The sequence below is a fragment of the Akkermansia sp. NBRC 115031 genome, assembly GCF_030268505.1.
In the GTDB taxonomy this organism is placed as follows: domain Bacteria; phylum Verrucomicrobiota; class Verrucomicrobiia; order Verrucomicrobiales; family Akkermansiaceae; genus Akkermansia; species Akkermansia massiliensis.
Genome location: NZ_BSQU01000002.1, coordinates 1 through 12283, shown reverse-complemented (window position 1 = coordinate 12283; position 12283 = coordinate 1). Strand labels below are relative to the sequence as shown.

The window sequence follows — 12283 nt, the reverse complement described above, 5'->3', positions numbered from 1 at the left end:
TCCCCGTGTTATGAGCGACCTTCCCGCAGATATCCTGGTTATTGATGACGAACGGCAGATACGCCGTCTCCTGAACCTGACGCTGACCGGCGCAGGCTACCATGTCCGCGAGTGTGAAAACGGGCAGCTCGGCCTGAGCGAGACCGCTCTGAAACGGCCGGACGCCATTATTCTGGACCTGGGCCTTCCGGACATCAACGGACTGGAAGTGCTCAAACAGCTCCGGGAATGGACGCAGGTTCCCATTCTGATCCTGACGGCCTGGGACAGGGAGGATGAGAAGGTGGACGCCCTGGACGCCGGGGCGGACGATTACCTGACCAAGCCGTTCAGCGGCCGGGAACTGCTGGCGCGCCTGCGCGTGATGCTGCGGCGCAACCGGCCGGACAGGGAGCCCTCCGTATTCCGGCTGGGATCCATCATTGTGGACCTGAGCTCCCGGCGCGTGGAGAAGGGGAAGGAGGAAATCCATCTGACCTCCAAGGAATACGGCATTCTGCGCCTTCTGCTGCTCCATCAGGGCAAGGTGATGACCCACCGCCAGCTTCTCCGTGAAATCTGGGGCCCCCAGCATGAGGAAGATACGCACTACCTGCGGGTGCACATCGCCCACCTGCGCCAGAAGCTGAGGGATTCCGATCCGGAAAACCGCATCATCCGCGCGGAATCCGGCCTGGGATACAGGATTGCGGCGGACGGAGCTGAATAAATCTTTTTCCCATTTCCGCGAGCCGGGAAAGGCTGTGGCCTTCCACCCGTGGAAGCCGGGAAATATATTTTTTCATAACGGTTGCAGGGCATGGCTTAACTTCACGAAGGTCAATATGCTGTGTAGGATTCAGGACGTATTCGATACGTCTTTATGAAGATTACACACACCGCAAAAAACATAGGGGCCGCAGTTCTGGGCTGCGCCATGATGGCAGAAACCGTCTGCATGGGCGGGGAAACGGCCTCTCCCTCCTCTCCCTCCCTGGCCAACGCGCAGGAGGCCGCCATCCCTTCTACGGACACGGACTGGGCTTTCTCCCTTTCCGCGGGCTGGTCCAGCAAATACGTGACGGAAGGGCTGGACTGCCTGCCGGGCAGCGGCATCTGGGAAGTGGCTCCGAGCATCTCCTGGAAAGACCTTACGCTCAGCGCCTGGTACGCCGGGGGGGATTCCTCCAATTATGACGAGCTGGACCTGGTTCTGGGTTACGCCTGGAAGCTGGGGAAGTGGACCGTCAATCCCTGGTATGAGCACCAGTTCTATTTCACGCAGGACTACAACGTAGCCAATCCGGCCCTGACCGTCTCCTATGCCGTGACGGACTGGCTGACCGTGGGGGCGGAAACCCAGGTGAAGGTGGAACACCAGGATTTTGAAGCCTATTACAGCGCCTTTGTGCAACTGGAATGGTCCCCCGTGGAGAACGTGACGGTAACGCCCATGGCCAGGTACGGGTACAACGGCGGTTATAACGTGGACTATGACGACGGCTCCAACTGCATTGACTGGAGCCTGGGCGTGACGTGGCGGTTTGCGGAACATTATTCCCTTTCCGGCTCCGTCAATTATTCCCAGGCGGCTACGGTGCTGCGCCGCAGGGACGCCGGGGACGAGTTCTGGGTGGGCTTCCGCCTGGGCGTGGAATTCTAACGGCGTACTGGCGTCATGAAAAACGGGCTTCCAGAGGGAAATTAACAATTTCTTAATGTCCGGCAGCCCCTTGTTAACTACCCGGAATTTCCGGAACATGTATAAAGTTGCGTTATGTCCTCACACGACTTGTTAATCATTGTCCTATTCATAGGCATACTGGTCGCCTTCACTCCGTTGCTCGGGAAGTGGCTGGCGAATGTTTTACAGGGAAAGCGGAGCTGGCTTTCCCCGGTTCTTGGTCCCGTGGAGCGCTGCACCTACCGTGTGGCCGGCGTGGACCCCTCCCGCGAAATGGACTGGAAAAAGTATCTGACGGCCGTTCTTCTGTTCAACGCCGCCGGATTCCTCATCCTGTTCCTTTCCCTGCTGTGCCAGAAATGGCTGCCGCTGAATCCCGCCGGCACGGAAAACATGCGGTGGGACATTGCCCTGAATACGGCCATCAGCTTCATGACCAACACGAACTGGCAGTTCTACTCCGGCGAAGGGCCGGAAGGCATCAGCTACTTTGTCCAGATGACCGGGCTGGGCGTGCAGAACTTCGTCAGCGCCGCCACGGGGATTGCCGTCATGGCCGCCCTGATCCGCGGTCTGAAAAGGAAATGCGCCTCCACTCTGGGCAACTTCTGGGCGGACCTGACGCGCAGTACCTTGTACTTTCTGATTCCGATTTCCGTGGTCGTCGCGCTTCTGCTGGTCTCCCAGGGGGTGGTGCAGTCCTTTGACGGACCCGCCACCGTACCGGGCATGGACGGCGTGGAGCAGGTGATTCCCAACGGTCCGGCGGCCTCCCAGGTGGCCATCAAGCAGCTTGGGACGAACGGCGGCGGCTTCTTCGGGAACAACAGCACGCACCCCTTTGAAAACCCCACGCCGTTCAGCAACATGATTGAAATGCTCTCCCTGCTCCTGATTGGCTGCGCCTGCCCGTATGCCTACGGCGTGATGATCGGGAAAAAAAGGCAAGGCTGGATCATCTTCGGCGCCATGATGCTTCTGCTTGTGACGACCATCGGGCTTTCCCAGTGGGCGGAACACACGGGGAACCCGCTGTTCCCCGGCATGGAAATGCTGGAAGGCAAGGAAGTGCGCCTGGGCGTGACGAACAGCTCCCTCTGGTCCGTGGCTACGACGGCCTCCTCCAACGGCTCCGTGAACTGCATGCACTGCAGCATGTCCCCGCTGGGCGGCGGCATTGCCCTGTTCAACATGCTGCTGGGTGAAGTGATCTTCGGCGGTCTGGGCTGCGGCCTGTACGGCATGCTGATGTTCGCCATGATCACTGTCTTCCTGTGCGGGCTGATGGTGGGACGTACTCCCGAATTCCTGGGCAAAAAAATTGAAGCGCGGGAAGTGCGCTGGTCCATGGTGGGCGTTCTGCTGCCCGGCATAACCGTCCTGCTTATGAGCGGACTGGCCGCCGCTACGGAAGTGGGGCGTGAATCCATCTGCAATGCCGGACCCCACGGGCTGACGGAAATCCTGTACTGCTTCGGTTCCCAGGCCGGGAACAACGGCAGCGCCTTTGCCGGCCTGGCTGTGGGGGATACGCCTTTCTATTCCGTGCTGGGCGGCCTGGCGATGCTGCTGGCCCGCTTCGGAGCCATCATTCCGGTGATGATCATTGCGGGCAGCATGGTATCCAAGAAAACCGCACCTCCGGCCCAGGGCACCATGGCGACGGACAACCTGATGTTCATGGTTCTGCTGGTGGCCGTGGTGCTGATTGTAGGCGCCCTCACCTTCTTCCCGGCCCTGGCCCTGGGGCCCATTCTGGAGCATCTGCTCCTGTATTCGGGAACCATGCTGTAAGGAGCATTCACCAACAAACCAGATTTTACGATGATGAAAGAAGAAAAAAAGAATCAATCCTGGTGCAACGGGGCCATGCTGAAAACGGCCTTCCGGGACGCGCTGCGCAAATTTGACCCGCGTGCTTTATCCAAAAACTTCGTGATATTCGTCACGGCCATCGGTGCCCTGGTTGCTACGGTCGTCCTTATCCGGGATGCCGCCGCCGGGCAGCCTTTCGGCTTTACCCTGCAAGTCACGCTCTGGCTCTGGTTCACCGTCCTGTTCGCCAACTTTGCGGAAGCATTGGCGGAAGGCCGTGGAAAGGCCCAGGCGGACGCTCTGAAAAAAATGCGCGTCTATGTGAACGCCCGTCTGCTGACGGACAAGGGGACGGAGGAAATAGTCTCCGTTTCCGAGCTGCGCAAGGGGCAAAAAGTGCTGTGCGAGGCCGGGGACATCATTCCTCTTGACGGCGAGGTGATTGAAGGCATCGCCAGCGTGGACGAATCCGCTATTACCGGGGAATCCGCCCCGGTCATCCGTGAAAGCGGGGGAGACCGCAGCGCCGTAACGGGGGGCACCCGCGTGATCAGCGACGGCATCGTCATCCGCATCACGGCGGAACCGGGCAATACCTTCCTGGACCGCATGATCGCCATGGTGGAGGGCGCCAGCCGGCAGAAGACGCCCAATGAAATCGCGCTGGGCATCCTGCTCGTGGCGCTGACCATCGTCTTCATTGCCGTAGTGCTTTCCCTCCCAGCCATGGCCGGATACATTGAAGATTCCGCCCGGGCGCTGGGCTTCAGGGCGGATGGCCATATTTCCCTGCCCGTTCTGGTCTCCCTGCTGGTGTGTCTGATTCCGACGACGATCGGCGGCCTGCTGAGCGCCATCGGCATCAGCGGCATTGACCGGCTGGTGCGCCGGAACGTGCTGGCTACGTCCGGCCGTGCCGTGGAAGCGGCCGGGGACATTGATGTGCTGATGCTGGACAAGACCGGAACCATCACCTTCGGCAACCGCATGGCGAATGAATTCCTGCCTGCACCCGGCGTGGAGGACCAGCAGCTGGCGGAAGCCGCCCAGCTCGCCTCCCTGTCCGATGAAACGCCGGAAGGGCGCAGCATCGTAGTACTGGCCAAAAAGCAATTTGGAATCCGGGGCCGCCACATGGACGCGGACCACATCACCTTTGTTCCGTTCTCCGCTTCCACCCGCATGAGCGGCGTGGACATTGCGGCGCACGGCGGCCAGCCGGCCGTTTCCATCCGGAAGGGCGCTGCGGAAAGCGTGGCGCAGTGGGTGAAGGACCAGGGCGGAGCTTTCCCGCAGGAGGTGGAAATGACCGTGCAGAACGTCGCGCGTGCCGGCGGCACGCCGCTGGTAGTGGCACGGGGAAGGGACGTGCTGGGCGTCATTTACCTGAAAGACATCGTCAAGGGCGGCATTAAGGAACGCTTCGCCCGGCTCCGGGCCATGGGCATCCGCACCGTCATGGTGACAGGGGACAATGCCCTGACTGCCGCATCCATTGCGGCGGAGGCCGGAGTGGATGACTTCATTGCGGAAGCCACGCCGGAAATGAAGCTGGCGCGCATCCGTAAAGAACAGGCGGAAGGCCATCTGGTGGCCATGACCGGGGACGGCACCAACGACGCTCCCGCCCTGGCCCAGGCCGATGTGGGCGTGGCGATGAACACCGGCACGCAGGCCGCCCGGGAGGCGGGCAACATGGTAGACCTGGACAGCAACCCGACCAAGCTGATTGAAATCGTGGAAATCGGCAAGCAAATGCTGATCACCCGCGGCGCGCTGACCACCTTCTCCTTCGCCAATGACGTGGCCAAGTACTTCGCCATCATCCCCGCCATGTTTGCGGGCCTCTTTGTGGCTGACGGCATGGCCCGGGGGCCGCTTTCCGCCCTGAACGTGATGGGACTGCACTCCCCGCAGAGCGCCATCCTCAGCGCGGTGATCTTCAACGCCCTCATTATCGTGGCGCTTATTCCACTGGCCTTGAAGGGGGTTTCCTACCGACCGGCGGGAGCAGCCTCCCTGCTGAAGCGCAACATCCTCATTTACGGGGTAGGCGGCCTGATTGCGCCGTTCATCGGCATCAAGCTCATTGACATGGCCGTCACCGCCCTGCACCTCGTCTGAACAATTAAAAATCAACCTGCTGAATCATTATGAAATGGACATTTCCCAATCTGCGCCTGTTTCTGGCGCTGGCCGTCGTCACCGGCGGCATTTATCCCCTGGCTGTCACGCTTGTCAGCCTGATTCTGTTCCCCCATCAGGCGCACGGCTCCCTGATCCGGAATGAACGGGGGGAAGTCATCGCCTCGGAGCTCATCGCCCAGCCCTTCACTTCCGCCAGGTACTTCTGGCCCAGGCCCTCCGCCGGGGACTACGCCACCATGCCTTCCGGTGCCAGCAACCTCTCCTGGACCTCCGGAGAACTGGTCAGGACGGTGGCGGAGCGCAAGGCGGCCCTGCTGAAAGCCCACAACCTGCCGCAGGAAACGCCTGTTCCGGCAGATCTCCTGTTCGCTTCCGGAAGCGGTCTGGAATCCTGCATTTCCCCGGAAGCGGCGGAATTCCAGGCGGCCCGCGTGGCGGCGGCCCGCAAGCTGCCACTGGAAAAAGTAAGGCGATTGGTGGCGGAACACCTCATTCCGGGCGGCATCCTGGGGGAAAACGTAATCAACGTGATGACGCTGAACGCCGCCCTGGATACATTGCCCCCCAGTTAGTGGTATATAGTTGACCGTCCCGGTCCGGGGAATACCCTGGCGGAAAAATCGTCCGGCAGTTGTCCGGTGCCTTGGTTCCGCATCTTTCTCCGGTCGCCGGGGCGGATTTTATGAATGAAAGGGAGGAACTCTCCTCCAGAACCATGGGGCTATCTTTTGCCTTCCAGAAGAAACAGGGCCGCTCCGTGGGGATTGAGCCGCACCTTCATTTCCCGGCTTGCCGTTCCGGCGTTTTCCTGCTTCCACAGGTCGCGCGCGTTTTGCGGAGACTTCAGCTTGAGGCGGGAAAGGGGGACATGAATGATCTGGCCTTTATTGCTTTTATTGAAAAAGCCGACGGCGGTACGGCCTTCCCCCAGCGGTTTGATCCATACTTCTCCATCATCTTGGGACAGGACTTTTTCCGAAGGGCCGTGAAACGTCTGGTTGACGGCGATCACTTCCCGGTTGCACAGGATGCCCCGCGTGAAATCGTCCAGATGCTCCAGATCGCATGAAATAATCAGGGGGGCGGATATTATGGCCCAGAAGGACATCTGGAAATACTGCTCGTCCGGAGTCAGCCGGGTGGGGGAGAATGTGGTATTCGCCTTTCCGACCTTGCCCAGGCGGCCGATTTGAAGCATGTCCGGATCATTCCAGTGTCCCGGTTCGGCATAGGGCTGCCATTTCTCCTGGGAGGAAGCGATCTTCTTCAAACTGCCCCAGTGGTCTTCGATATCTCCCGTCGTGCGCCAGACGTTGGCCGTTTTGCTGATGGGGCCGGCAATCTCAAACGGGGTGGAATTGGAAACGCTCAGCACAATATCCCTGCCGCTTTTTTTCAAATCCGCCGCGATTCTTTCCGTGCTGGGCACGTCGATCAGGTACCAGTCCATCTTGACGTAGTCAAACCCCCATTCCGCCCACTGCCTGGCATCCTGGGTAATCATCCATACGGGGCCTGTTTTGGCGGCTCCCAGCCGCTGGGAACCCGGACAGCTCCCGAACAATTGATCGGGCTGCGGGCGTTTGCTTTCAGGAAGGGCCAGGGAGGAATAATCTCCCTGCGGATTGGGGGAAGTGCCTCCCATGTAGCCGGCGTAAGTTCCCATCCACGGGGTTGAGTAAATCCCCGCTTTCAGTCCCAGGCTGTGGATTTCACGGCACATGGACTTCATATCCGGAAAACGCTTGTTGGGCTGGATGGCGCGGTACTTGCCGCCTCTGGCGCCTTGCCAGCAATCGTCAATGTTGACATAGCGGTAGCCGTATTGGGCCAGCCCGGAAGTGATGAGCAGCCGGGCGGTTTTCAGGATATTTTCCTGGCTCACGCCGCCGCTGTAGGAATACCAGCTGCTCCAGCCCATGGGGGGAGTCAGGCACATCTCCTGCCCGATGCGGACAGTGATGGTCCCGTTCGCTTTGCCGTGGCTGTTGCTTATCTGCACGGGAAAAGCATAAGTTCCCGGACGGCTGATTTTACCGGTGATGACGCCGGTTTCCCTGTCCAGCTTCACGCCGGGGGGCAATTTGGCGGCGGCAAAGCTCATGGGGCGTTCTCCGCTGGCGCAGATGGCGAACTGGATGGGGGAGCCGGGACGTGCGCCGAAAAGCCGCGGTTCGTTCAGCACGGGAGCCGGCGATTCCGGCGGTGTCAGGCGGACGCCGGGTTCCGGAGCGGGATAGGGGGAAGGCATCTCCTTGCCGGAGGCTCCCGTTTGAACCAGGAGCAGGGCGGAGCATAGGAACGGAAGAAAAGAAAGACGGATCATTTTGGTAAAAAAACTGGAGACAGGAAAAAAGAAAAGGCCGGTAAAATGCTGGTTCTGTAAAATACGCCGGATGCACTACAATATTACAAGGAATTCGGAGGGTCAAAAAAATTTGGATAACGGCAAAAATCCTGCTTTCCCATTCAACGGTTGGAGATATTCTTATGTCTAAATTACCAACATACCATGCTTAACAATCTAACAACAAAATTTCAGGAAGCGCTGATGCAGGCGCAGCAGACGGCAGGGCGGCTCGGAAAGCCGGAAATTTCCTCCCTGGACGTTCTGGTGGCGTTGCTGGAGCAGGACGGCGGAATTCTTTCCCCTATTCTCCGGAAGGCCTCTTGTGATCCGGGCCTGCTGTTGCAGGCCGCCCAGAGGGAAGTATCCCATGAACCCACCCAGAGCGGTGCTACCACGCAGCCCCAGATGGGCCGTGACCTGGCTACGGTGATGCACGCTGCCGAGGATGAACGCAAAAAGCTCAAGGATGACTACCTCAGCGTGGAGCACTTCATGCTGGGGGCTCTGGACACGCAGAACAAGGTGCACCAGTTGACGGACACCTTTGGACTGTCCAAGGACAACTATCTGGCCGCCATGAAGGAAGTGCGCGGCAACCAGCGCGTGACGGACGACAACCCGGAAGGCAAATACCAGACGCTGGAAAAATACGGCACGGACCTGACGGCCCGCGCCCGCGCCGGCAAGATTGACCCCGTTATCGGCCGTGATACGGAAATCCGCCGCGTCCTCCAGATCCTTTCCCGCCGGACCAAGAACAACCCCGTGCTCATCGGGGAGCCCGGCGTGGGCAAGACCGCCATTGCAGAAGGCCTGGCGCGGCGCATTGTCAACGGTGACGTGCCGGAAAGCATGCGCAACAAGCGCATTGTGTCCCTCAACATCGGGTCCATGCTCGCGGGGGCCAAATACCGCGGCGAATTTGAAGAACGCTTGAAATCCTTCCTCAAGGAAGTGACGGACTCCAACGGTGAAATCATCCTGTTCATTGACGAACTGCACACCATCGTGGGCGCGGGCGCCAGTGAAGGGGCGGTGGACGCCTCCAACCTGCTTAAGCCCGCTCTGGCCCGTGGCGAACTGCGGACCATCGGCGCGACGACGCTGGACGAATACCGCAAATACATTGAAAAGGATGCGGCCCTGGAACGACGGTTTCAGCCTGTCATGGTGTCTGAACCCAGCGTGGAGGACACCATCGCCATTCTGCGCGGCCTGAAGGAACGTTATGAAGTTCACCACGGCGTGCGCATTACGGACGCCGCCATCGTGGCTGCCGCCACTCTTTCCGACCGTTATATCTCAGACCGTTTCCTGCCTGACAAGGCGGTGGACCTGGTGGACGAAGCAGCGGCCCGGCTCAAGATTGAGCTGGATTCCATGCCCACGGAAATCGACCAGATCGAACGCGAAGCCATGCAGCTTGAAATGGAACGGCAGGCCCTGGTGAAGGAAGAGGATGCCGACAGCAAGGCGCGTCTGGAAAAAATCACCAAGGATCTGGCGGACCTGAAGGAAAAATCCGGCTCCATGATTGCCAAGTGGAAAAGTGAAAAAGACGTTCTGGACGCCGTCCGCAGGGAACAGGAAAAAATAGAGGCTCTCAAGCTGGAAAGCGAAAGGGCCAAGAGAATGGGGGATCTGACCCGCGCTTCCGAAATCACGTACGGTGAACTTCCGGAAGCGGAACGCGCCCTGACGGAAGGCAAGGAAAAGCTCAACAAAATGCAGAAGGAGGACGGAGGCCTGCTCAAGGAGGAAGTCACGGAAGGGGACATCGCCAAGGTGGTGGCCACCTGGACCGGCATTCCCGCCGCGCGCCTGCAGGAAGGGGAGCGCGCCAAGCTGGTGCATATGGAAGAACGCCTGGGCGCCCGCGTGATCGGGCAGAAGCAGGCCGTCAAGGCCGTGTCCGACGCCGTGCGGCGCGCCCGCGCGGGATTGCAGGATGAAAACAGGCCCATCGGCTCCTTCCTGTTTCTGGGCCCCACGGGCGTGGGCAAGACGGAGCTCAGCAAGGCGCTGGCGGAATTCCTCTTTGACAATGAAAACGCCATCGTGCGCATTGACATGTCCGAATACATGGAAAAGCACTCCGTGGCGCGCCTCATCGGGGCGCCTCCCGGATATGTGGGTTATGAAGAAGGCGGCCAGCTCTCTGAAGCCGTGCGCCGCCGTCCGTACTGCGTGGTCCTCTTTGATGAAATTGAAAAAGCCCATCCGGACGTCTTCAACGTGTTGCTCCAGGTATTGGATGACGGCCGCATCACGGACGGCCAGGGGCGTACGGTGGACTTCCGGAACACCGTCATCATCATGACCTCCAACATCGGCAGCCAGTACATCCTCAATGAATCCAACGCGGAACAGCGGGAAGCCAAGGCGATGGAAGCCCTGCGCGGCCACTTCCGCCCGGAATTCCTGAACCGCATTGATGAAATCATCATCTTTGACCGTCTGACGGCGGAGGAACTCAAAGGCATTGTGGACATCCAGCTCCAGCGCGTCCGCAAGCGCCTGGAAGCCAAGGGCCTGTTCCTGCGCATGACTCCGGAGGCTACGGCCCTGGTGGCGGACCATGGCTTTGACCCCGTCTATGGAGCGCGTCCCCTCAAGCGGGCCATTCAGCATGACCTGCTGGACCCCCTCAGCCTCAAGCTCCTGGAGGGCGACTTCCCGGAAGGGACGGAAATCGTGGTGCGGGAAAAGGGCGGCAAGCTGGACTTTACCAAGGAAAAGAAATAACTGAAAAGGCTGCTTTTCCGGTGTGCCGCCGGGAAAAACCATGAAGGGCGTTCCCTGGCAGGAACGCCCTTCTGCTATCAATCCACTCCCTGGCGGCTAAAGGAAACTGCCGTCTGGCCGGCGTGAAAGGAAAATCCGGGAGAGGAAACCGTCAGCAGCGGCGTCTTCGTAAAGCGAGCACGGCCAGCCCCAGCAGGGAAAGCGTGGAGGTGCCGGGCTCCGGAACCATCTTCCAGCCCATGGAACGCATCAATTCCATTTCTCCATCCGTCAGGGTACGGTGGTAGGTATCCGGCGAAATGGAATACTGCATGAGGGCGTCCGGATCGCTCGCGCTGTCGATGTGGGCCATGCTGGACCCTTGCTGCCAGGTGGCGGGGTTATAGGCGGTGAGCCCCGTATCGCCCAGGGACAGGGTTTCTCCAAGTGTAAATGCCGTATTCCCGTTTCCGGCCTTATTCACGATGGATTGGCCTTCCTGGTTGGTTAACAGGGAATCATACCTGGTGTACAGCATGGTGCTGTAAGCTGCTGAAGCATTCCCGGACTGGACCTGGAAGGTACCGGTTTGTGTCGCCAGGGAAAGAAACCCTGCGGCATGCCCTACCTCATGGGTCAGGATGCTTTGAAAATCATATTTTCCCGTATGTTCCACCGGTAAGGCGGTCTCGTAATAAAGAGAATTCAAATGAGAGGTATTGCACTGGATGTAAATATCGTATCCCGTGGCAGTCCTCGTGCTCCCATCGCGCCAGACGGACTCCACCAGGGTGGAAACCTGTTGCGGTTCATTTGACTGGTAGTAGAAGTAAGGAGAATAGGCGGAGGCCAGAGTGGAGGAATTGGCTTCGTCGTACCAGGTGAGGCCAACAGTAAGTGTTCTGCCCGGGGTGGAATTGATCAAGCTATCCCATGTGGTCAACGCCCGTATGGCAGCGTCTATCTGGCCTTGGTTCCATGTATGGGTGCTTGATGAATCAAAAAATCCCTGGTCCCCGGAATCCAGGAAGGTGCAGGAAAAAGTGGAGCCTATACTGGCTGTTTGTACAGCGGATGAGGAAGGAATGTTTCCCAGGCAGCAGGCAGCGCAGATAATTCCAATCCAGAATGATCTTTTCATAGATGGCAAAATAATAAAAACTTCCTATAGATAGCAGAAAAAATCCTTTCCGTCCATGGGAAAACAAAATGGTTCAGCCTCCTTTTCAAGGGAAGGAATGCAATGGAGGTGGGCGGAGGAAGCACCTGCGTTCAATAGCCCTTTTTTTCGTCCTGGCAGGGGGCAAAAAAGAGGAACTGTAGTTATTGCGGAAACATCACGGGAGAAAATGTTCAAAAAAATGGCACGAGGGAGGGGAAGTATGACAAAAGCCTAACTATTTTATAAATTGGAAGTTATGAATGGACGTGACAAAATGGATGAAAGACTCTCACAAAAAACGACTCGAAAAAAATTGACAAGGGAGGTGAAAATGGTAGACTTCTCGGCACGCCAACACGGCGACGGGATGAAAAGCCCGGCGGCAGGAGGGACTCGGAAGAGGGCCTGAATGAAGCTGGGG

At 58.8% G+C, this 12283-nt stretch carries 9 protein-coding genes; 7 read left to right on the top strand and 2 right to left on the bottom strand.

Annotated features, from left to right (window positions below):
* Nucleotides 1–10: 10 nt before the first annotated feature.
* The 5 genes from QSJ36_RS02765 to kdpC all read left to right on the top strand — a co-directional run bounded on the left by QSJ36_RS02765 (nucleotide 11) and on the right by kdpC (nucleotide 6198).
* Nucleotides 11–709: a response regulator gene (locus QSJ36_RS02765; RefSeq protein ID WP_285466694.1), complete on the top strand. Its 699-nt coding sequence runs from the start codon at nucleotides 11–13 to the stop codon at nucleotides 707–709.
* A gap of 153 nt (nucleotides 710–862) precedes the next feature.
* Nucleotides 863–1642, top strand: coding sequence for a TonB-dependent receptor (locus QSJ36_RS02760; RefSeq protein ID WP_285466692.1), 780 nt, complete (start codon nucleotides 863–865; stop codon nucleotides 1640–1642).
* A 114-nt stretch (nucleotides 1643–1756) separates the two neighbouring features.
* Nucleotides 1757–3457 carry a potassium-transporting ATPase subunit KdpA gene (gene kdpA / locus QSJ36_RS02755; RefSeq protein ID WP_102728522.1) on the top strand — a complete coding sequence of 567 codons (1701 nt, stop codon included), beginning with the start codon at nucleotides 1757–1759 and terminating at the stop codon, nucleotides 3455–3457.
* A gap of 33 nt (nucleotides 3458–3490) precedes the next feature.
* Nucleotides 3491–5602 (top strand): potassium-transporting ATPase subunit KdpB, encoded by a 2112-nt coding sequence (gene kdpB / locus QSJ36_RS02750; RefSeq protein WP_345783925.1) that lies wholly within the window; start codon nucleotides 3491–3493, stop codon nucleotides 5600–5602.
* A gap of 29 nt (nucleotides 5603–5631) precedes the next feature.
* Entirely contained in the window at nucleotides 5632–6198 is a 567-nt protein-coding gene (gene kdpC, locus QSJ36_RS02745) for a potassium-transporting ATPase subunit KdpC (protein ID WP_102721304.1), read from the top strand.
* Nucleotides 6199–6347: 149 nt separating this feature from the next.
* On the opposite strand, the gene QSJ36_RS02740 is transcribed toward kdpC, so the two are convergent.
* Nucleotides 6348–7952, bottom strand: a complete 1605-nt coding sequence (locus tag QSJ36_RS02740) for a putative Ig domain-containing protein (protein ID WP_285466677.1) — start codon at nucleotides 7950–7952, stop codon at nucleotides 6348–6350.
* Nucleotides 7953–8138: 186 nt separating this feature from the next.
* On the opposite strand from QSJ36_RS02740, the gene clpB reads away from it, so the two are divergent.
* Nucleotides 8139–10721, top strand: a complete 2583-nt coding sequence (gene clpB, locus QSJ36_RS02735) for an ATP-dependent chaperone ClpB (protein WP_215442956.1) — start codon at nucleotides 8139–8141, stop codon at nucleotides 10719–10721.
* A gap of 151 nt (nucleotides 10722–10872) precedes the next feature.
* Here clpB and QSJ36_RS02730 read toward each other — a convergent pair whose 3' ends face one another.
* Entirely contained in the window at nucleotides 10873–11625 is a 753-nt protein-coding gene (locus tag QSJ36_RS02730) for a PEP-CTERM sorting domain-containing protein (RefSeq protein ID WP_285466673.1), read from the bottom strand.
* A gap of 25 nt (nucleotides 11626–11650) precedes the next feature.
* Here QSJ36_RS02730 and QSJ36_RS02725 point away from each other — a divergent pair, with 25 nt between their 5' ends.
* Nucleotides 11651–11875, top strand: coding sequence for a hypothetical protein (locus tag QSJ36_RS02725; protein WP_285466671.1), 225 nt, complete (start codon nucleotides 11651–11653; stop codon nucleotides 11873–11875).
* Nucleotides 11876–12283 lie beyond the last annotated feature (408 nt).

Coding starts and splice junctions, on each gene's coding strand:
- clpB (WP_215442956.1), top strand. CDS start 8,139: ATGCTTAACAATCTAACAACAAAATTTCAGGAAGCGCTGATGCAGGCG.
- kdpA (WP_102728522.1), top strand. CDS start 1,757: ATGTCCTCACACGACTTGTTAATCATTGTCCTATTCATAGGCATACTG.
- QSJ36_RS02760 (WP_285466692.1), top strand. CDS start 863: ATGAAGATTACACACACCGCAAAAAACATAGGGGCCGCAGTTCTGGGC.
- QSJ36_RS02765 (WP_285466694.1), top strand. CDS start 11: ATGAGCGACCTTCCCGCAGATATCCTGGTTATTGATGACGAACGGCAG.
- QSJ36_RS02725 (WP_285466671.1), top strand. CDS start 11,651: ATGGCAGCGTCTATCTGGCCTTGGTTCCATGTATGGGTGCTTGATGAA.
- kdpB (WP_345783925.1), top strand. CDS start 3,491: ATGAAAGAAGAAAAAAAGAATCAATCCTGGTGCAACGGGGCCATGCTG.
- kdpC (WP_102721304.1), top strand. CDS start 5,632: ATGAAATGGACATTTCCCAATCTGCGCCTGTTTCTGGCGCTGGCCGTC.
- QSJ36_RS02740 (WP_285466677.1), bottom strand. CDS start 7,952: ATGATCCGTCTTTCTTTTCTTCCGTTCCTATGCTCCGCCCTGCTCCTG.